Below are 20,119 nucleotides of genomic sequence, written 5' to 3' on the forward strand. Positions count from 1 at the left end.
CCGGCTCGGGCGGGTGTCGGGTCACCTGCCGTACCGGGGTTGTGCGGATGCCGCAGCGGTCGATGTCGTGGGATCAGTTATTGCCAGACGGTGCGGTGTCGACCACTGTCGACGCGAAGATTCGACATCCCACGCCGGCCCGGTGCCGGTAGCGCCGACGGCAGCCCCTCCCCGGCGGATCGCATCGCGCCGTGAGACCTTCCGTCCCGTCTCGGCTCGCGGGTGCGCAGGTGCCCTACCGCAGGTGTGACCGGGTTGCCGGGCGTGTCGGATTTCGGTGTCGAGGGTGGTCGACACGAGCAGACGAGCCGTCTCCTGAACGAGGAGTCCCACACGGGCAAGGCCAGGCGGCGCAAACGTCTGCGGCCCGCGGACGCTGGGAGGGGTCATGAGGAAACGTCTGGTCGTCGACACCCACGCCAGTTCCTGCTACTTCCGCACCTCCGTCGCCGACGGTGAGCGGAAGGCGCTGGTGCAGATCACCGAGCGGTGCAACCTGCACTGCGCGCACTGCTTCGTCTCCTCCACCGACACCGGAGTCGACATCGCGCTTCAGGACATGGTCGAGGTGGTCCTGCCGAGGTTGCGGCGGGCCCGGGTGACCCGGGTGACGATGACCGGCGGGGAGCCGTTCGCGCATCCGCACCTGGTGCAGATGTGCGCCGCGGCAGCGCGGATGGACCTGCCCGTGAAGATCTGCACGAACGCGACCCAGACCAGCGACACGCAGATCGCCGCGCTCGCCGAGTTGGGCACCGTGCGGGTCAATGTCAGCTTCGACGGGTTCCGTCCTGCCTCGCACGGCCGGTTCCGGGGAAACCGGGACTCCTTCGCGGTCACCGTCGACACGACCCGCAGGTTCGCTGACGCCGGGCTGCTGCACGGGATCCTGTCGACGCCCAACGTGCTGACCCGCCCGGAGGAGTTCACGCAGCTGTGCGCGTTCGCCGCCGACCTGGGCGCGGAGTACGTGCTGATGAACCCGCTGTCGAGCTTCGGCCGAGGGATCAAGTCCCATGGCCGGCTCGCCGCACCGGAGCAGACGATGCGGGCGATCACGGCAGCGACCGCGCCGCTGGCCGATCGGGTCGAGCTGGTGCCGATCCGGTTCCCCAACGACGAGCGGCCGTTGTCCGGCTGCGACGCCGGCACCCTGATCTACGTGTTCGCCAACGGTGACACCGCCGTGTGTCCCTATCTGGTCTTCGCCGCCCGGACACCGCAGTCACGGTACAGCGACCGCGAGTTCCTCGTCGGCAACATCTTCGACGGCGAGATCGCCGACGTCCTCGAGGCGTACCGGTTCCACGACCGCTACCAGGTCGGCGCCGATGCGACCTGCGGCGCGTGCGCGTTGACCAGCTCCTGCGGGAAGGGCTGCCCTGCGGCGGTGGTCGCCGTCGGGCAGCGCATCGGCGCGCCGGACGCCGAGCAGTGCCCACCCGACGCGGTCCGGTTCCCGCTGCTGCCGACCCCTACCGTTCGGCGTTGACCGGTCATGTTCATCGTGATCGAGGGGCCCAACGGCGTCGGGAAGAGCACCATCGCGGGTCTGCTGACCGAACGGCTGCGCCACCGCGGCCACCTCGTGCATCTGACATCCGAGCCCACCCGGACCAGGCTCGGTGAGCTGCTGCGCCAGGCCGAGGATGTCATCCACGGCCGGGCCCTCGCCCTCGCGATCGCGGCCGACCGCACCCTGCACGTCGAGGACGAGATCATCCCCGCGCTCGACGCCGGCCACATCGTGATCAGCGACCGGTATGTGCAGTCCTCCCTGGTGCTGCAGCGTGTCGACGCGGTCGACCTGCGGGAGATCTGGAGCTATAACCGGTACGTGCTGCAACCCGCCGTCTGCTTCTACCTGGTCGACGACCCGCACACCATCGGCGCCCGCCTCACCGCCCGCCGGCAGCTGACCCGCTTGGAGGCCACCGGCACTCCCGAGCGGGAGCTGCAGCTCTACGACCAGGCGGTCGCGTTCCTGCGCCGCCAGTCATGGCACCAAACCATTGTTGACTGCCGGGGCCGGGACCCGGACCAGGTCACCTCCGCCATCCTCGACACGCTGGACCCGCTCCTCGCCCACCGCCGCGCGGCCTGACAGGCTCGCCGGTGTGTTGTCGATCCTGACGCTGAACATCCAGGCCACCTCCCGGCGGCGCGCCGACGGGCTACTGCGGTGGCTCGCCGACCGGCCCGAGCAGATCCTGCTGCTGACCGAAACCAGCGCCGGCGACGGCACCGCCTACCTGCTCGACCAGTTCCGTCGCGCCGGCTGCCACGTGCACCACCCACCCCTGCCCGGCGACCGGGGCGCGGCGATGATCAGCCGGATTCCGGTCACCGCCCGCCCGGATCTCACCGCCGGACTCAGCGTCCCCGGACGGGCCGTCGCCGCCACCATCGACACCGAGCCGGCGGTCACGGTCCTCGGCGTCTACGTGCCCTCCAGCGACCGCGCCCCGGCCAAGGTCGCACGCAAACGGGCGTTCCTGGCATCCCTCACCGACACCCTCGACCGGATGACGGCCGACGAGCGGGCTCATCTGGTGCTCGGCGGGGACTACAACGTCATCCCCCGCGACCACCAGCCGCCCTACCCCGGGGTGTGGCGGCCGTTCGAGTACGCCCTGTTCGACACGCTCACCGCCGCCGGACTCACCGACGCACACACCCACCTGGCCCCCGGCGTCCAGCAGCACAGCTGGTTCGGGCGGGCCGGCAACGGCTACCGCTTCGACTACTGGCACATCGGCGCCGCGTTACAAGACACGATCCGCGGCGGCGGCTACCTGCAGGAGCCGCGCGAGCATGGTCTCACCGACCACGCGGCGGTCACCGTCGACCTGGACCTGCCCACCGACACCACCAGCATCGTTGCGGTGTCGCCGGTGGCCGTGCCGACCACGCTGTTCTAAACCCTGGTCGTCTGCGCCGCGCGGATCAACGAGTCGTAGGTGGCGCTGGTCCGCTCCAACGGCACCTCCAAGGCGACCGCGAACCGGTGCAGATCCGCCTGGACCTCCTCGCCGGCCTCACCGGCCGCAACGATGCGCTCGATCTCCAGGAACGAGCCAATGCCGTCCACCTCATCCAGACACAGCGACATCCGGCCGACCGTGGCGGTGCGGCGGGCCTTGCGGATCCGCACCGTCGGGTAGAAACCCAACTGCTGGATCGCCGCGTGCATCTGATCCCGATCGGCCACCTCCGTCTCGTGTTCCACACACGACTGCTCGTTGGCTACCGGAGTCTTCACCGTCAACAGGTGCCGCCCTCGCTGCGTACGTAGCCGCGCGAACGGCACACCGATCTTGGACTGCCCGTACTCCCACCCGACCCGCGCATAAGCCTGATCGTCCTGAACGATCGGCGTCGACAGCACCACCCCACGCGCGGCCAGAGCCATCTCCAGAGCGGGAAGGTCTACGACCCGGTACTTGACCTCCACCTCGCAGACAGCCATCACGGTCGAGTCCGCAGCCACGGGCGCGTCGAAGGTCGTCACGTCGTGGCAGCCTACGGTCCGACCGCGGCAGCAGAACGTAGCCACGCCCTGGCACAACAGGCAGCGACGGGGTGGTCAACGGGTGCAAGCGCTGCGGTAGCCGGCTCACGCAACGGCCGCGCCCTGGCCACCCAACACCACACGGCATTCCCGCTACCGAACCAGCTCGTCATCGCCGCCGCAATCTGGCTACCTCGGTCGGCGCTGGCCGTCCTACGCGCCCTCCCGGGCGGAGCTGACGAACCAGACACCTGAGGTGACATCGATCGGCTCATCGATCCAGGGCTGCACGATGACGGCGACCTCCGACGTCACCGGCCACACGTCCACGATCCCACCGTCACGCGTCACGGTGACGTGGGCACGCAGTGGCTCTACGACACCGGGCGGCAGATCCCACGAACGCTCCAGGAAGCCGTCCGCGCCGAACTTCTCCACCACGATGACCACCACCACGATCACAACCTAACGCCGGCCCACCGCTTCATGACCGACAAGAGTGAACCGAGCTGGAGCAGGGCCGCACGTGGTGCCCGGTCGGTAGCCGATCGCCGCAGGTGGGCAGGCGGCAGCCGTGAACGTCCCCGGTTTGACGGTCTCCGCGCGGTAGGGGAGGCCACGCCATCGATGCGAGCTCTTGCCTCGGCGAGGCAGCTCTCACTCGGCATGTGTAAGGCTGTTCGCCTTTTCGAGTTATAAGCGAGTCTTTGTGAGTTTTTGGGGTCGCTGTCGTTGCTTGACTGCTTGTGACTGCCTCGCTCGGCCTGCTGAGCAGGGCTCGCCGGCCCGTCACGCGGTTCGGCGTCGATGCGTTCCGTGCCTAGAGGAGTGACTCGATCATGCGCCGAGCCGCGAGCATGTTCATCACCGTCGGGATCGCCCTGGTGGCGGTGGCCGGCGTACCTGCGCCCGTGTCGGCCGCTGACGGTAAGCCGCGCGGCGGCGGCAAACCCTGTCCCGCCGAGCGGGTGCTGGCCCAACCGCCGTTCCCGCCGACGAACGTGAACCTGTTCACGCCGCAGACCTATGCGCAGGCGCCGCCGATGGTGCCGGCGCCACCGCGACGGATCACCGAGGCGCAGTTACGCGTGCAGTTGGCCAAGGCGTTGTCGCCGCGGGCGAAGCGGCATCCAGGGGTCGTGGCACGAGGTCTGGCGGTCTTCGACGACCGGAAGATCAAGAAGATCATTCCGGACCCGAACCTGCGGGCGGCGTTGGCGTCGCTGGTCGGTGGGCCGTCCGAGGTCAGCGTCGACACGATCCGCTCCGGCCTCTACGCCCGGGTCATCTTCACGGCGCTCCCCGCGTCCACGGTCGCGCAGGTCTCACCTGATGCCCAGGGCGACCCGGAAATCCTGTTCAACGAGCGGTACCGCTTCGAGAACTTCAGCCTGCTGGGCGTGGCCATGGCACACGAAACACTGCACCAGGACCCCGAAATCAGCACGATGGAGGAGTACATCGCCTTCGCCCTCCACAGCGGCTACTACGGGCAGGTGCTCCTCGAGCAACCGAAGCTGGCCACCGGCGGCACCGAGTTGACCCGCCGAACCAACACACAGCTTCTGGCCCTGGTGAACACCCGGGACGCGAAGGGCCGGCAGAGCCTGACGGCGAATCGGGGCAACGTGTTCCCCGGCGGGAAGCCCCTGGCCAACTTCCGGTCGATCTTCCCCGCCAACCTGGGCCCCGCGACACCCGGGAATCCGGATCTGGACGCCTTCCTCAGTGCGATGACGAAGACCCGGCAGCGCAACGCCAACTTCGACCAGGCCACCGCCGACCTCCTCGACGTCCGGCTGCTCTGGTCCCCACCCGAGGGCCGGCTACGCGTGGCCAAACTGCTCCAACTCAAACTTCCCAAGGGCTGCCCGCCCTGGCCGCAGCCGGCTGTCCCCACGCAAATCCCTGCCGGCGACCAGCCAGCCGAAGCCACAGCCGCCACCTTCGTCGAAAGGCCGGTGGCGAGCAGCCCAGCCTCGCCCCTCGCGGCGACCGCGACCGTGCTCTCCCTGCTCGCCCTGCTGCGGCTACGACGCCGCCACCGGGCGGTACCGGGTGACCCGCGTCAACTGCCCTGATGGGCGCACGGTCCACGACCCGTCATACCGGATTGCTGACGGCGGCGGTGGCCGGCATGGTCACCGCCGCCGTCCTAGTGGTCTCGTCGCCCGAAACGCCGCCACCGCCCACCGCCGGACTGTCCCACCAGCGGACAGCGACGAGCGCACCGACACCGAGCCCCGTAGACCCGACAACGACACCGACCAGGCCGGTGACACCCACCGCAGCCGCCAGCCCGGAACCGACGGCCGTGGCTACCGCCGGCACGGCCGTCACCGCGCCGTCCCAGCCGACTCTGCTGGCGGCGGGATCCGTCCGGCTGCCGCGAGGCAGCACGGCCCGCCTCGTACGCCGGGACATCCGGGCCGACGGCACGCTGCCCGTACCCGACGGGGTCACCGAGGTGACCTGGTGGGGCTCGGAGCTGGCAGCCGCACGCGGAGCGGCGGTACTCGCCGGGCATGTGAACTGGCAGGGCAACGTTGGACCGTTCGCCGAACTGTGGCAGGCCGAGCACGGCGGCCCGATCGAGGTCACCGACCGGCACGGACGTCTGCACCGCTACCGGATCACCGAGGTGCACACCGTGGCGAAGAACGACCTGCCCCGCCGCGCCCCAGACCTGTTCGCACAGCATGATCCGCACCGGATCGTGCTGGTCACCTGCGGCGGCCGCTGGGTCGGCGGACGACTCGGTTTCGAGGCCAACCGCATCGTTGTCGGCCAGCCGGACTGACCGAACGTGCTCCTCCCACCAGCCGGAGCACTCTCACCATCGGCACGAGAACACCCAGACGTGCTACACGGCCCCACCTGGCCGCCGGACCTGCGTCGGGCTTTTGCCGCGTCGAGGTCAGCAACGTGCCGTCGGTGGGGCGCTATGCCGCCTTCGGGCGGTTGCGGCGTGGCACGAGCTTGGTCGTCGCCTGGGCGGTGGTCCTCTTCAACTCCGCGAGGACGGAGGTGTAGATGTCGGCGGTCATCGTGTACGAGGAGTGGCCGAGGGTGTCCTGGATCTCCTTGATGCTGGCCCCGGCCGCGAGCATCAGGGTCGCGGCGATGTGCCGCATGTCGTGGAACCGGACCGGTGGCAGGCCGCTTCGGGCGACGAGCCGGTCGAAGCGGCCGGTGACCGTCTCCGGGTGCCAGGGTTGGCCGTCACGGCGTCGGACGAAGAAGATGTCGGTGTCGGCCCAAGTGTCGCCTGCGGCAAGCTTCCACCCCGCGCGACGCATCAGGTAGGTGCGGAGGGTGGTGACGGTGTCGTCGGCGAGGTCGACGACCCGGTCCCCGGCCGCCGACTTCACCCCCTTCTCGATCACCTGATAGCCGACGCTGGTGCGCTGGCTGGTGATGGTGATCGCGGCGGCTGCCAGATCGACGTCGTAGTCGTGCAGACCGCACAGCTCACCTCGACGCGGGCCGCGGTGGATGGCCAGGTCGAACAGGGGATACAGCTCGGGTTCTTCGGCTTCGGCGATGTCGAGGAACTCGCCCACCTGGGCGGGTGTCCAGACCATCACCGGGCCGGGTCGCTGTCCGGTTTGGCGCCACCGGTTGACCGCCGCGTCGGTCCACAACCGAGGCTTCGGTGACTTCCCGGACCTGAGTTCGACGGACTCGGCGGGATTGTGGTCGATTAGGCGGTGGTGGTAGAGACGGCGGGCGTCGTTGAGGGCTTTGCGCAGGGTCGCGAGGATGCGCTGCTGGCTGGCGGCACCGACCGTACGTTTCCCCTTTACCCTGTCCCGGACCTCCTTCACGGGGCTGGCCTTGGCGGCGACGATCTCGGCGTTGCGGGACTCGATCGCGGTGAACACCGATTCGATGTGCGCTGCGGTGAGGTCCTGCAGAGCGACCTGCCCCAGATGGGGTGCCCAGTACGCGGTGATGTGGTCCTGGTAGCTGCGCCGCGTCGCCGGTTGCAGCTTCGTCCGCCCCTTGATCCACTCGGCGAGGTACTCGCCGACAGTGAGCTGGGTGCCGATGGGCACGGCGGCGCGGATACGGCGGGCCACGTGATCGCGGTCGGGCAGCGGCTGCTGGGGCGTGAGCGCGTGCAGTAGGTCTGCGATCTGCCGGCGTCGGATCTCGTCGCGGCCGGCGAGGTCGAGCAGCACACGGGCGTGGTCGCGTTCGTCGGCGGCCTTGTCTCGAGTGTCGAAGCCGCCGCGGCGCAGTTGCCGCCTCCTACCGGCGGCGTCGAGGGGAAGTTCAAGCTGGTAGCGCCACGTGCCGTGGTGGGGATTCCACCCGTTGCCCCGCCGCAGCTTGGGGCAACGGGCGCCGAGACGTTTGCCGTCTGTGCGGCAGCTACAGAGCTTGGTGATGGATCCGTCTGCCACGAGTTCTCTCCTCGCCGATGCCGCCGGTGGGCGGGCATCGGGTTGTGGGTATCCGTTGGGTGGTGATCGACGCTCGTCGTGGGGCGGTGATCAAGTCGCTGGTGAGGTCGGGGGTTCGCTGGGTACGCCGAGGGCGGCCAGGATCGCCGCGACGGAGACCCGGTAGCGGGAGCCGACCCGCAACACAGGCACCGGCAGCCGGTCCCCGCGTGCCAACTCGTAGGCGCTGCTGCGGGACAGGCCGAAGATCTCGCCGGTGGTGGCGACATCGGTGACCGCGCCGAGCGCGCGGATGCGCTCGATCGTCCAGACCGGCGAGGACGCTGGCGCCCTCTGGGAGGGTGTGTTGTTGGCGTTGCTGTCCATGGCGTTCGTCTTTCTTGGCGCGAGAAAGAGGGCCCGCCACCACAGGTGGCGGGCCCTCGAAGGGACAGGGTGGCGGGGTATGGCAGGAGCCAGCGGCCGGCTGCGTGTTGGAGCGTCTCGGGGAGACGCGCGCGGTGAGCTCGGGTATTCCGCGTACGATCAGGCGGCGCGGCGAGAACTTGCCCGCCAACCTGTTGCGTGGATCGACGCGGTGCGGCAAGGGAGTACGGCTGGTGCGCGGCGAATCACAAGCGTCGGTGGCCTCGCCGTCGAGCCGGACGAACGGACAACCCACGGCTTACCGCGTCAGCGGCACGGTCTAGTTCCACTACACACCGCTTGGCGTTCACTCGTCGGTGTACGGCCATTCGCTATCGGATGATGCCCCCTGCCTCGTCGAGCGCTACCAAGCAGGCGTCAAGCTCGACGTCGGTGTAGGCGAGGAATAGCACCGTTCCGACCCTGGTCGCTGGGACGGTCTGCAGGTAGTTGACCGCCGCGTGAACCAGGGTGCGGGACGTCGTGAGCACGTTGCCTCCGCCAACCCCGGCGCCTAACAGTGGGAACAGGATCGTCCACCCGTCCGGGCCAACGTCTAGCCGCTCGGCGGCGAACAGGACGTTCTCGACACAGCGACCCACCTGCGCGACGGGATGGAACCCCGCGCCCGGCTGTCCGTGCACCGCAGCGACGTGCATGATGTATCGCACGCCGTTGCGCTCCCGCAGCGCACCGGCCCCGGTCACGACAACCTCGCCCGGGCCGACCGGACGGAGCCCGGCTACCTGTGCCTCGAGCTCCTGGGCCACGGTGTCCTCTACTACGCGGCCGGCAGCGTCGCGCCGTGCACCTTCGTAGCGGATGATCGCCGACGTCGACGATTCCTGCACGCGGGCCATCACCATGTCTGTGTTCTCCGAGTTGACCCAGATACCCGCGCAGCGGACCTGCCGGATGTCCGCCGTAATTACGCCGACCCGGCGGCCGAAAGCGGCCGGGACCGGGTACAGAATCGTCTCCTGCAGGGTGAGAACCTTGGGTACGCAACTATCCGAGGGTCGCTGCTTGGCGTCGCCTGGCGACCGGCTGGCGGCCTGATACCGCTCGGTCAGGCGGCCGTGCTCGCGCCGCCAGTACTCTGGATCGGTCGAGATGGACAGCGGTCGGCGGGTGGCCTGGGCATGCGCAGCACACCCAGCGACGAACACCCGGATGAAGTCCCACGCCGGCGGCTCCACGACGCGACCGGCGAGTACCTCGTAGATCTGAGAACGCTTGAGCCCCAGTGGTGGCGTGATGGTTGCCGCTAGCAGTGCGTCGACGCTTAGTCCGGCATCGGTCCGAAGCTGCCGCAGTTCGCCGCAGAACCGCCCGATCGCTCGCTGGTACTCAGCGTCGACCCGCCCGACGGTCATACAGAACGCCTCCATTGTCCACACCGTGTCCGGACCTGCCGACCGGATGAACCCGCCGACCTGGAACGGATGTCATCTGCCGTGAAGGATTGTCCGGTGCGCGGAGAAATTCTGCAGGGCCATCGTCAAGGTGTCTGTCTAGGTGGGTATCAACATTCGACGTATGTGAGTTGATCAACGTTGGGCCAGAAGAGTAACGATGATCCTATCGAGGCCGTTGCCAAACGCCGTCTTGGGCAGCCTGTTCGGCTACTGCTCGTAGCCGCTTCGCCACTGCTTTTAGTGTTCACTTCAGACAGCATGGCGCCATGGCAGCGATGACCTTCGCGGAATGTCGTGCAGCCGCCCGCGCCGTCCGGGCCGCCGAGTATGGGTGTGAGGCCGTCGGCGTCGTGCGCCCGCGCAGCGTCCTGGGCATTGTGCGATCTCGCGGTCCGTTGAGCATCGTGCTGCTGGTGGCTCAGGCCGAGGGGCGGTTCGTGCGGGCCGGCCCAGACAGCTTCGCGCTACTTGAGCGACCGCTGGCTGTGTCGCTGCCGGCGGCCGTCCGCGGCGGCGTCGGCCTGCGGCTGCTCCGGCTGCTCGATCGCCGCTGGGACACACTGCTGTTCGCTGTCCCGCCGGGCACTGCGCTCACGGTCGCAGCCGTGCTGGCGTTCGCTGCCTCTGGTCGCGATGCCGGCCCGCCGTCGGTAATCGTGTGGCTGGCGCTGCTCGCCGTGCTCCACGTCTCCGTCCTCATGGTCGCCCAGGTCGTCAGCCAATCGGTGGCGCTGCGCCGGGTCCTCGGGCGGCCGGTACGTCCGCTCGACGAGATTGCGGCGGAGTCGTACCCGGGCTGGAACTGGTCGATGCCGGTGTGTCATCACACCGCTGCGGACGACGGTCGGCGACTGCTGCGGCTCGCCGCCGACCGCATGGCCGAGCTCGTCCGTCGCGAGGCCGAACTGCACGCGGAGCGCGTGGGCGTGGAACTGACCCACGGCCAGGTGCGGGAGGTACTGGTCTGCCTCAACCGTGGCGTGACGACCGGACGGATGCGCGGCACCGTGGCCGAGGCACTGTACCAACCGTACGGGCCGGATAGCCGAGTCGCCCTGCGTTTGCCGCTCGACCCTGTGCGCGACTACCGCGCCCCGGTAAGGGCCGGCGGCGGGTTCTTCTTGGTCTGGTGTGGCGGCATCGTGGTCATCGTCGCGGTACTGGCCCTCTTCGTCGCCTCCGCCGAGCGCGCGGCATGCGCGGGTGCCGGCTGCGCCGAGAGGCCGGAGACATACCTCGCCGCGCTGCACTGGCTTGCCTGGCGACTGCTGCTCCAGAACGCCCCGGGCCTCAGCCCTGCGACGAATCAGGCGCTGGTGCTGGGCTGGCTGCTCAGCCTGGTCGGCCTCATGACGGTCCCTGTCGCCTGGGTCTCCGTCCAATTGGCCGTCGGTCGGCAGCGGGGCGCAATCATCGAGTTCGAAAGGCTGAAGCGATCCTTGACTAACACTCGTGTTCTTTTGCTGACCGTCACTGACGGCGAACGGGACGCCGTGCTACGGGCCATTCGGTCCGTCACCGGCCAGTCACCTGAGCGGTCCTTCGCCGGCGAAGTCGTCACCTACGACCTCGGGGCCATAGGTCGAACCACCCTCGGGATGGCGCAGTGTGCCCGGCAAGGCGCCGGCGGTCCGGGTGGGGCACAGGCCACCGCGACGGCCGTTATCCGCCAGTGGCAGCCGCATCTGATCATCATGGTCGGCATCTGCTATGGGCTACGGGAGGACTGGACGCCCCCGCAGCGGCTAGCCGACGTTATCGTCGCCAACACCGTTTACGACCTTGACCGGCGGATCGAGTTCGATGATCGACTGGAGCTGCTCGGCGACCGGGTCGGCGTCCGGGCGGCCGTGGTGGGCCGACTGCAGGCGGCCGCGACCGACTGGACAATCGCCCGCGTCTGGTTCGGTTTGCTGTTGTCTCGGCAGGTGCTGGTCGACTCGCGGCGGCGCCGTGACGAGCTGAAAGCCGAGCACAGCCGTGCCCTCGGCGGCGAGATGGAGGCCCAAGGGTTGTATGCGGCAGCGGCCGATGCCGGCGTGCCGTGGATCGTCGTCAAAGCCATCTCCGACTGGGGCGTGGATCGCGACAGCTACTACCAGCCTGACGATGCCGCCGCCAACGCGGCTGGTTTCGTGGCGCACGCCGTTGCCATCGGCGCGTTCGACGAGCTGGCGAGCCTGGAGGTGCGCGGATGACCGACACGCTGTACGAGCCGGTCGACGAGCCGACGACGGTACGCAAGTTTCATGTCATCTACCTCGTGCTCGATGTGTCGGACACGATGCGCCGGACCGCACCAGGTGAGGTGGAGTCGCCGTTCGAGCGCTTCCAGATTCTTCTGCCCGACTTGGTGCTCTCGCTGCGCAAGCGTGCGATTGTGCGGACCACTTGCTGGCTGAGTTTGATCTCCTTTGCGTCTACAGCCACGTTGATGCTGCCCGCCGCGTCGCTGCGCGAGATTCCGGTCATGCCGGATTGGCCCAAGGGCGGTCAGACCGACTACGTGGCCGCGCTGCGGCTGCTGCACCAACGCATCGACGAGGACCGCACTTCGATTACCCTCGGGGCCGACGGCCGCTCCGAGCCTGTCCGGGTTGCCGATCCACTCGTCTTCTTCATCACGGATGGGTACCCATACGTGGGCAACTCCGAGCAGCCCCAGGCTACCTGGTTGGCGGCGCGCGATGAGATCACCAGCGGTATGAATGGCCGCATCGCAGCCGTAGGCCTACAGGGCGCCCGGGAGGACGTACTCGTCGCCATGGCGACGGGGGACGGCGCTCGGCACAATGCATTCATCGCCGACAACACGCTCCCGGCGACCCTCCTGGCCCAAAACATCGTCAACGCGATCGTGCACAGCGTGGCACTGTCTACGGCGGCTGGCACGATGATCATCGAAACCCCGCCCGGTATGCGCCGTCTCGGGGGTGGCCAGTGAGCCGGGAGAGAACCGCGCCCGCTACATCGGTGTTGCGGCCGATCATCTGGATCATCGGTTTTCTGTTGGGGGGTTTCGGGTTGCTGTTCGGCAACACCTTCTTCATCGCCGAGTCAGCGATTCCATTGTCGTATGTGCTCACTGCGGACATGCTCGTCGTTGGGGTGCTGGGTGGGCTGCTGCTGCGGAGCCGGCGGCGGCGGGCATCCTCCGCCGCTTCCCGCCACCCCAGGCCCCGGGTGGCCAGCGGGGTGAATCCGCTGCGGCTGCGCTCTCCTAAATGGCGCCGCCGGCAGAAGCAACGTTCGGAGGCTGATCAGCGGGTAGAGTCGCTCGCCTTGTCGGAGCCGCCGCCCGATACGTCGCAGCAGGATCCGTCGTCACTGCAGCACGAAGTCCCGCCGGCGGCACAGGCGCACTCGCCAGCCATGGTCACCCCGCTGATCGTTGGCCCCACCGACCAGACAAGCTGGGTGCGTCCCCCATTACCGTCGATGGTCATCACTGGCACCCAGGAGAACTCCAGCTTCTTCAGCGGGGTCGTCGCTGAACTCGGCTGGGAGGTCCGCGGTGCCTCACTGCGCGGCCTCACTCACGCGGAGGTCGGCGAGTCAGGTCAGGATGCCCTCGGGGTGCGGTGGACGCCGGAGCGAGACGGCCTGCTGCTCGCAGTGGCTGACGGGGTCGGGTCGAAACGGGACTCACGGGAGGCCGCCCGCCGGGCCATCGTTCAAGCGCTCAGGCTCACCCACGCCAGACCAGGAATCCCGCTTGAGCACCAGATCGAGTCGCTGGCGAAGGATCTCGGCGCGTGGCTCAAGCAGCAGCGGTACTCGGCCGCCACGACGCTCGTCTTGGCCGAGCTGACCGACGCCGCAGACGGGCTCCGCCTGCGGATCGCCGCGGTCGGCGACTCCGAGGTGTGGTGCCTGGCGGATGGGACGTGGAAGTGCCTCTACCACCGACGGACCGGCGGCGAGACCGAGGCGCTGCCACGGTACGCGAGGGCGATGTGTCGTGAGTACCGCCTTTCGCGGGGCGCGGTAGTGGTGCTGGCCACCGATGGCTTCGCCGCCGCGCTCGATGGTCGCTCGCGACTGGCCACCGAGTTGGCGGTCCGGTGGGCCACAGCGCCCACGGAGCTGTCGTTCGTCAACGACGTGGCGTTTCACCATGATCATCACCTCGATGACCGCACGGTGCTGGCCGTGTGGACCGGAGAGAGGTGAACACCGTGCGGATCGACGAATCACGGCTGCGGATCTTTCCGCCGCCGATCGCGGCCGGCGGCACCGCGGAGATCCTGCCGTGCGAACTCGACGGCCGGGCCATGCTGTACAAGCGGTACCGGACGCAGTATCTGGCCAGCTTGAACACTGCCGCGCTTGATCGGCTTGTGGAGTGGCGTTCGATGCTGACCGACGACGATCGTCGGCAGCTCGACGAATGGTGCGCTTGGCCGATCGCCGTCGTCTACCGCAGCAGCGCGGCGAGCGGCCTGTTGATGCCCCGCACCCCGCCGGGCCTCACCACCGGCGGGCAGCCCGCACGCACGCTATCGGATCTCCGCCGGCTCGACCCCGACCTGCCGCATTCCGAGCTACAGGCGGCGACGGTCGAGGCCCTCACCGCCTTCGGGCACATTGCGAAGGTGATGCTGTGGCTGCACCGCTACGACGTCGTCGTTAACGATGTCCAACCCCTCAACGTACTGGTGAGCCCCGACCATCACCGGATCTACCTGGTCGACTGCGACGCAATGATCGGCATGTGGGGCCGGGTGGGTCCGCCGGCAGCCCCTGTTTATTTCAACGAGCTCATAAGCGACCCGCCCGGCCCGGCCAGCGACCTCGCCAAGCTCGCCTGGTGCATCTTCTTCGTGCTGCTCGACGACTTCGCCCTGCGCGGGCTCGGCCCTGACGTGCAGCGCAACGCCACGCAGTACCTGCAGAAGAGCACGGTCGAGCTGCTCGTCCGTTCGGCGACGAGGCGGGATGACGTCGCGAGATTGCAGCCGCTGTGGCAGGAGCGGGCCAGCGCTTGGATCACCGCGGGCGAGAGCGGCATGCTGATTCTGGATACAGGCTGGTTCCACGTCACGGCCGAGCAGCCAGCCCTACGTGTCCCGCGGCAGGCGGCAGACAGAGTGATGGCGCCGACGGTGCCGCTAGGACGTCAGTCTCCCAGTCCGGTCACCGCCACTGTCCCGGCACCAGAACTCGTTTGGTCCGACCCTGCCGAGTCACCGGCCGGTGGCCCCCGGCGCCGGCGCCGCATGCTCGTGCCGGTCCTAGTCGCCGTCGGCGTTGTAGCCGTTCTAGCCGCCGTCTACCTCGATCATCTTTTTAACTAAACCGGAGTCCAGTTGCGCCCCATCGACGTCGAACTGCCCAGCGGGCGGCGACAGACCCTGACCCCGGACCGGCCGTGGACCGTAGTATTGGCCGGGCCAGAGCCAACGATCGTGCCCGGAGACGGGCCCATCGACGGATCATCAGCACTCGGCGTCTTTTGGCCATTCGGCGAGTGGGTCTTCAACGCGACTGAGCACCAGGCCCTGTCACGGATGCAGCTGAACAGCGCGGATATTGTCGCCTCGGCGACTGTCAGACTGGCCGGCTGCTCCAGCGTGTCACTGACTGGATTGTTCGGACCGCCACCGCCGTCGGCAACTCCACCCCTGCCTCCGCACGCCCTGTCCGGGCTGACGCCAGCACCCTCGACGGATCACTGGCACACCGTCGGCCGCGTCGGCACCGGTGCCGATTTCGAGGTCGACGACCCAACGGTACTTGCCGGGCACGCAAAGGTCCGCCGCGACGCAGACGGCGAGTGGCTCATCGTGGCGGTACGTGGCCGCGTATTCGTCGACGGAATCTCCTGCAGTTCCGCACCGGTGCGCCCGGGCTCCCCAGCGATCGTCGGGCAGAGCTTTCTGAGCGTCGCCGACCTCGAAGCCGTCCTGCAAGACCCGCCGGCCGTCCCAGCCACGGCCAGCTCAAGCGGCCTGTCGGTGTCGGCGGCCGGGCTGTGCGTGCACAACGGTCGCCGACCAACCTTGACTGGACTCACGTTCAAAGTGGTACCCGGTACTCTGGTCGCCGTCATCGGGCCGTCCGGCGCAGGCAAATCAACCCTGCTCGGCGCAGTCCTTGGCGGACGCCGCATCACGGACGGCGAGCTGCGGGTCGGTGGCGTGCTGCTTAGGTCCGGCCGGAACCAGCGGCTGCTTCAACACCTAGTGCGGTTCGTGCCGCAACGCGACGACTTGTATGGCGAGCTGACCGTTACCGAAACCCTCGACGGCGCCGCCCGCCTGCGGCTGGCCACGGACGCCACGACCACCGAACGGCATCGCCGGGTGGACGAAGCCATAGACGTCCTCGGGTTGGAACACCGTCGCAACGCCCGCGTCGACGATCTCTCCGGTGGCGAGCGGCGCCGCGTGTCGATCGGCATCGAGTTGGTCGGCCGGCCGCGCCTGTTGCTGCTCGACGAGCCGACCAGCGGTCTTGATCTCGCACTGGACCGTGAGCTGATGCGTACCCTCCGCCGGATCAGCCGCGCCGGCTGCACTGTTGTTATCAACACTCACACCGTGGCGCATGTCGCCGAAGCCGACCAAGTGCTGCTGCTTAACGCCGGAGGACGGCTGGCACGCGCCGGCCGCCCGGACGAATTCGTCGTGGCTGCCGCCGAAACCGGCTGGACCGATCTGCTGGAGGCAGCCGGGCGGCGCAATCCGGAGGCGGATCGGGAGCGCCAGGCGCCCCGACGGCCCTGGTTGCGGCTGCCGCAGCCGCCGCTCGGCCGGCAGTTCACGGTGCTGCTACGCCGAGGACCCTGGTACGGCGTAGGTACGCTCGCCCTGCCCCTGGGTGGGGCGGCGGTGGCGGCGGCAGCGGGCGGCCTGCGAGCCGACCCGAACCTGACCCAGGTGCTAGCGATCCTCGTCACTGTCGCCGCGCTAAGCGGCACCGCGCTTACATATCTAGACATCGTCACATGCGAGGCGATCTTCAAGCGCGACTGGCGGGCGGGTGTCCGACCCGGCAAGCTCGTCCTCACACTCTCTGGCGCCTACATCGTCGTATGTGCTGGCTTGGCCGCCGTCATGACGGTGGCGTTCCTGACTCGCCGCGACGGCTTCGCACCCGCGTTCGGAGTACCGCCGGTTACCAGCCTTTTCGTCGTGCTATTCCTCCTGCTGGTCGCCTCGATGGCGTTGGGCGTGCTCATCTCTGCGGCGGCGCGGACAGTGCCGCAGGCCGTGACCGCCAGTACCGTCCTGGCCATCGCGCAGGTGGTGCTCAACGGCTCGCTCTTCCATCTGCCAGCGTGGCTGGCAGCCCCCGCCGTCGTGCTCCCTGCTCGCCTCGGTCTGGCAGCCGCCGGCGGTTATGCGGACCTCAACGCCCAACGGCGGGGCCGGCTGTACACCGACGCGATGTGGCGACCGGAGGCATGGCGCTACTGGGCGATGCTGGCGGCACTGATCGCGGTGACGGCGGGGGCACTCTGGCTCGCGGCGACCCTGCTGCGGACCCGCTGGCACCGAAAAATCGAGTAGCCGCCCGTCTGTTCCGAGTCTTCGGCACCTTCCACTTTCCGGATCATGCGACGGACACGATCTGGTACTTGCCAGCGGCAGCGTGTCATCCTCGTACGCACCGATGCTGACCGCTCGGAGCCGGAGTCATGCCAGCTTGTGTCCGGAAGTCCGCATCCGTGCAAATAGCTTTCAACAATCCAGACGACCGGTTTGGCAACGCGATCACCAGAGAACCCTGTTACGCAATGTCACCGACGCGGATCGCCGCCAAGTAGTCGGCGGAAATAGGCCGCTTAGCGTCGTTGCGCATTCGCAGCCGCACCTATCCTTGCTTCGGCTGTGCGTCTCCACCCGCAGCTCTGTCGAGGTCGGCCAGTGCGGGACAGCGCTGTGGAGGGGCCCTGCCCGCCCTCGCCTTCGTGGCCCTGGGTGCGATGGTCACGTCAATTCGGTTCGCGGCTTCTGGGGCTTGCCGAGGACGAGGACGTCCTCGTGGGCTATGAGGTGCATCGGCACGCCGCCGGCTCTGGCCTTGCGGACCTGTTGGAGTTGGAAGAACGACGGCCGGGCGATCAGGCGGCCACCGCGGACGGCGGCGAGCAGGGCGACGCACCGTTCGAGGGGTGTGAAGCCGGCGACGGTGCCAGCTGCCAGGACTGCTGAGGGTAGGTCGACCAGTTCGCCTCGTTTGCGCCATGGGCGGGCGGTCACCACGACGACTCCGCCGGGGCGTAGGAGGGTGTGGCAGCCGCGCAGGATGTCGGTGAACCCGTCGACCAGCGCGGCCAGGGAGTTGCGGTAGGCGAGGTTGCCTTTGTCGTCGCCGTAGCGGTTGTCGAACTTGGTGACGCCGTCGGTGCCGGGTCGGACGAGGCCGTGCACGGTTGGTCCGTACGGTGGTGAGGTCACGACCAGGGATACCTGTCCGTGCAGGGTTGCGGGGAGCAGGGCGGTGAGGCGGGTGGCGTCACCGCGGATGACGGAGCCGCGTCCGGTGGCGCCGTGTCGGTGGGCGTGGGTGATGTTGAGGTCGGCGATGTCGGACCAGCGGGATTCGTATTCGACGCCGATGGCGTCGCGGTGGGCGTGGATGGCTTCCACGATGGTGGTGCCGATGCCGCACATCGGGTCGAGGACCAGGTCGCCGGACTGGGTGTAGGAGCGCACTGCGTGGGCGGCGATCGCCGGCAGCATCCGGGCGGGGTGTTTGACCGACTGGGGCACGTATCGGCCGCGCCGTTGGACGGGGCCGGTCGACTGGGCGGTCGCCCAGACCGACAGGTCCTGCGGCCAGGCCGCGGTCGTGTCGGGGCTGTCCGGTGTGCCAGTGGGAGGCTGCGGTTCGGGGTCAGGCATGCCGGTCGCCGCCGGGTGGGGTGGTGAAGACGAGCAGGTCGGCGTGGACCTTGACGTGGAGGACGATCTGCTCGGCGCCGGTGGCGCGGGCGAGGGACAGCAGTTCCTCGTCGGTGGCGTGGTAGGTGAATCGGTCGCCGTCGGTGTCGGCGGTGACCGCGACGATGTGTTGCAGGTATCCGAGTCCGGCGCTGGCAGCGGCGTCGACGACGGGGGTGAAGTCCTCGGGTGTCGCGATCGTGCCGGCGGGGACGACGACGAGGACGAGGCATCCGCCGGGGCGCAGCAGCCGGGTGCATGCGGCGAGCAACCATGCCAGGCGCACGCGGTTGGCGGTGTCGCTGCTGGCATCCAGGGGCCAGGTGGCCACGACGAGACTGGTGCGCCCTTGAAGATCGTCACCGCCACCGTCGAGTGCGTGGGGTGGGTTGTCGGCGGGTGCCGGGTCACCGTCGGTGAGGTCGTCGCCGAACCATGCTGGCGCCTCATCCGGTCCGTCGGTATTCGGGTCGTCGGAGGTGTCCGGGTGGTGCGGGGTGGCGGGGCCGATGACCAGCGCCGGGTCGCCGGTGAACCAGGCCGGGTGGTGGCGGCGTCTGCCGCGCCGGCAGGCGGTGGTCAGCAGGTGTGTGTCGGTGAGGTCGACGACCGCGTCGTCGGGTCGGCTGTAGGCGGCCACGAGCCGGTAGGCCAGCCGGCGGGAGATGCCGGGGTGGTCGTTGTTGCTGCGGGCGGTGCGCCAGACGGTGATCGGCACCGGCGGGTCGCCGGTGATCAGATCCATGGCAGGGACGTGGGTAGTGCCGTCCGGGTGGGCGGGTTGTGGCGTGGAGTGCTCGCTCATGTGGTGTCGGCTCCGCGCCGCGCCGTGATGCGCTGACGTCTACCAATCGGTGTCTGTCAGCCGGAGCGAACACCTGCCGATCTGACAGGGACGCCAACCGGCCTGACAGCGCAGGGACGCCGACGGTGACCACGTCGCGGTGGCGGCGGTGTCCGGGCAGGCCACTGTCCGGTCCGACCTCGGCGGATGCGGCAGGGACGTCGACGTCGGACAGCACGGTCACCGTCGACAGGGACATGTCCGGCGCCTACCCCGTCCGCGACGTCCTTCACCGACGCCGCGGACGCTGGCATGTCCCTGTCATCGGCGGACACCTCTGACATCCCTGCCCGGACACGAGCCCGGGATGGGCAGGCGGATTCTGTCAGCGACGTGGTGTCAGACGTCCGGTTCTGACAGTCCGGCGGGTTTCGGCAGAACGGCTGCAGGAGTCGCGATGAGCAATGCTCGGAGCGGAATTCGCTGCAGTCGTCGGGCTGACAGCGCAGGTCAAGGGGCCGCCGCGTGGGCCAGGGCTGGTGTCATCGGCCGGCGGAGAGGCCTGGCGTCAGACCCCGGGTGGCCGTGGTCGGCGACAGGCCCGGGGCGCGTTTGTCATGCCCCGGACAGACACCGGTGACGTACTGCAAGCACGGGGTCCGCCGATGTCCGTCGGCGGCATCACCGCAGTCGTGTCCGCC

Annotated in this window: 17 protein-coding genes; 10 read left to right on the forward strand and 7 right to left on the reverse strand. The window is 68.8% G+C overall.

The genetic code is table 11. The annotated features are described in order from the left end of the window. Positions 1-388 precede the first annotated feature (388 nt). Genes O7597_RS10520 through O7597_RS10530 form a run of 3 tightly spaced genes read left to right on the forward strand, consistent with a single transcriptional unit; the run spans position 389 to position 2,921 of the window. On the forward strand, positions 389-1,492 hold the full coding sequence (locus tag O7597_RS10520; RefSeq protein ID WP_281582597.1) for a radical SAM protein: 1,104 nt from the start codon (positions 389-391) through the stop codon (positions 1,490-1,492). Positions 1,493-1,498: 6 nt separating this feature from the next. Then, positions 1,499-2,104 (forward strand): dTMP kinase, encoded by a 606-nt coding sequence (gene tmk / locus O7597_RS10525; protein WP_281582598.1) that lies wholly within the window; start codon positions 1,499-1,501, stop codon positions 2,102-2,104. Between the two features lie 13 nt (positions 2,105-2,117). Further along, the gene (locus O7597_RS10530) at positions 2,118-2,921 is read left to right on the forward strand and encodes an endonuclease/exonuclease/phosphatase family protein (RefSeq protein ID WP_281582599.1); all 804 of its coding nucleotides are present in this window, start codon (positions 2,118-2,120) and stop codon (positions 2,919-2,921) included. On the opposite strand, the gene O7597_RS10535 is transcribed toward O7597_RS10530, so the two are convergent. Together O7597_RS10535 and O7597_RS10540 are read right to left on the reverse strand one after the other, a co-directional pair. Next, positions 2,918-3,511 carry a class IV adenylate cyclase gene (locus tag O7597_RS10535; protein ID WP_281582600.1) on the reverse strand — a complete coding sequence of 198 codons (594 nt, stop codon included), beginning with the start codon at positions 3,509-3,511 and terminating at the stop codon, positions 2,918-2,920. The two genes, O7597_RS10530 and O7597_RS10535, sit on opposite strands and share 4 nt — an antisense overlap. Positions 3,512-3,724: 213 nt before the next feature. After that, positions 3,725-3,967: a hypothetical protein gene (locus O7597_RS10540; RefSeq protein WP_281582601.1), complete on the reverse strand. Its 243-nt coding sequence runs from the start codon at positions 3,965-3,967 to the stop codon at positions 3,725-3,727. A 383-nt stretch (positions 3,968-4,350) separates the two neighbouring features. Here O7597_RS10540 and O7597_RS10545 point away from each other — a divergent pair, with 383 nt between their 5' ends. Continuing rightward, on the forward strand, positions 4,351-5,592 hold the full coding sequence (locus tag O7597_RS10545) for a hypothetical protein (RefSeq protein WP_281582602.1): 1,242 nt from the start codon (positions 4,351-4,353) through the stop codon (positions 5,590-5,592). Between the two features lie 194 nt (positions 5,593-5,786). Next, positions 5,787-6,311: a class F sortase gene (locus O7597_RS10550; RefSeq protein WP_281582603.1), complete on the forward strand. Its 525-nt coding sequence runs from the start codon at positions 5,787-5,789 to the stop codon at positions 6,309-6,311. Between the two features lie 142 nt (positions 6,312-6,453). On the opposite strand, the gene O7597_RS10555 is transcribed toward O7597_RS10550, so the two are convergent. From O7597_RS10555 to O7597_RS10565, 3 genes are all read right to left on the reverse strand, one after another. Further along, entirely contained in the window at positions 6,454-7,920 is a 1,467-nt protein-coding gene (locus O7597_RS10555) for a tyrosine-type recombinase/integrase (protein WP_281582604.1), read from the reverse strand. 90 nt (positions 7,921-8,010) lie between these two features. Further along, positions 8,011-8,286 (reverse strand): helix-turn-helix domain-containing protein, encoded by a 276-nt coding sequence (locus tag O7597_RS10560; RefSeq protein ID WP_281582605.1) that lies wholly within the window; start codon positions 8,284-8,286, stop codon positions 8,011-8,013. A gap of 371 nt (positions 8,287-8,657) precedes the next feature. Continuing rightward, positions 8,658-9,716: a macro domain-containing protein gene (locus tag O7597_RS10565; RefSeq protein WP_281582606.1), complete on the reverse strand. Its 1,059-nt coding sequence runs from the start codon at positions 9,714-9,716 to the stop codon at positions 8,658-8,660. A gap of 293 nt (positions 9,717-10,009) precedes the next feature. Here O7597_RS10565 and O7597_RS10570 point away from each other — a divergent pair, with 293 nt between their 5' ends. The 5 genes from O7597_RS10570 to O7597_RS10590 are packed head-to-tail and all read left to right on the forward strand — an operon-like array spanning position 10,010 to position 17,257. Beyond that, positions 10,010-11,941 (forward strand): hypothetical protein, encoded by a 1,932-nt coding sequence (locus tag O7597_RS10570; protein ID WP_281582607.1) that lies wholly within the window; start codon positions 10,010-10,012, stop codon positions 11,939-11,941. Continuing rightward, positions 11,938-12,687, forward strand: coding sequence for a hypothetical protein (locus O7597_RS10575; RefSeq protein WP_281582608.1), 750 nt, complete (start codon positions 11,938-11,940; stop codon positions 12,685-12,687). Before O7597_RS10570 ends, O7597_RS10575 begins: the two co-directional genes overlap by 4 nt. Positions 12,688-12,716: 29 nt before the next feature. Then, positions 12,717-13,916 (forward strand): protein phosphatase 2C domain-containing protein, encoded by a 1,200-nt coding sequence (locus tag O7597_RS10580; RefSeq protein ID WP_281582609.1) that lies wholly within the window; start codon positions 12,717-12,719, stop codon positions 13,914-13,916. Positions 13,917-13,921: 5 nt separating this feature from the next. Beyond that, a complete protein-coding gene (locus tag O7597_RS10585) occupies positions 13,922-15,040 on the forward strand; it encodes a hypothetical protein (protein ID WP_281582610.1) in 1,119 nt (372 codons plus the stop codon). A gap of 12 nt (positions 15,041-15,052) precedes the next feature. Continuing rightward, complete coding sequence (locus O7597_RS10590) at positions 15,053-17,257, forward strand: ABC transporter ATP-binding protein (protein WP_281582611.1); 2,205 nt, start codon at positions 15,053-15,055, stop codon at positions 17,255-17,257. A gap of 420 nt (positions 17,258-17,677) precedes the next feature. On the opposite strand, the gene O7597_RS10595 is transcribed toward O7597_RS10590, so the two are convergent. Further along, entirely contained in the window at positions 17,678-18,595 is a 918-nt protein-coding gene (locus O7597_RS10595; protein ID WP_281582612.1) for a DNA methyltransferase, read from the reverse strand. Then, complete coding sequence (locus O7597_RS10600) at positions 18,588-19,439, reverse strand: hypothetical protein (protein WP_281582613.1); 852 nt, start codon at positions 19,437-19,439, stop codon at positions 18,588-18,590. The genes O7597_RS10595 and O7597_RS10600 overlap by 8 nt, the downstream gene beginning before the upstream one ends. Positions 19,440-20,119 lie beyond the last annotated feature (680 nt).

Origin of the sequence: Verrucosispora sp. WMMC514 (genome assembly GCF_027497295.1) — a bacterium.
GTDB classification, from domain to species: domain Bacteria; phylum Actinomycetota; class Actinomycetes; order Mycobacteriales; family Micromonosporaceae; genus Micromonospora; species Micromonospora palythoicola.

Excerpts from the sequence above, each read along its gene's own strand:
- O7597_RS10520 (WP_281582597.1), top strand. The coding sequence starts at position 389 with ATGAGGAAACGTCTGGTCGTCGACACCCACGCCAGTTCCTGCTACTTC.
- tmk (WP_281582598.1), top strand. The coding sequence starts at position 1,499 with ATGTTCATCGTGATCGAGGGGCCCAACGGCGTCGGGAAGAGCACCATC.
- O7597_RS10545 (WP_281582602.1), top strand. The coding sequence starts at position 4,351 with ATGCGCCGAGCCGCGAGCATGTTCATCACCGTCGGGATCGCCCTGGTG.
- O7597_RS10560 (WP_281582605.1), bottom strand. The coding sequence starts at position 8,286 with ATGGACAGCAACGCCAACAACACACCCTCCCAGAGGGCGCCAGCGTCC.
- O7597_RS10565 (WP_281582606.1), bottom strand. The coding sequence starts at position 9,716 with ATGGAGGCGTTCTGTATGACCGTCGGGCGGGTCGACGCTGAGTACCAG.
- O7597_RS10570 (WP_281582607.1), top strand. The coding sequence starts at position 10,010 with ATGGCAGCGATGACCTTCGCGGAATGTCGTGCAGCCGCCCGCGCCGTC.
- O7597_RS10575 (WP_281582608.1), top strand. The coding sequence starts at position 11,938 with ATGACCGACACGCTGTACGAGCCGGTCGACGAGCCGACGACGGTACGC.
- O7597_RS10595 (WP_281582612.1), bottom strand. The coding sequence starts at position 18,595 with ATGCCTGACCCCGAACCGCAGCCTCCCACTGGCACACCGGACAGCCCC.
- O7597_RS10600 (WP_281582613.1), bottom strand. The coding sequence starts at position 19,439 with ATGAGCGAGCACTCCACGCCACAACCCGCCCACCCGGACGGCACTACC.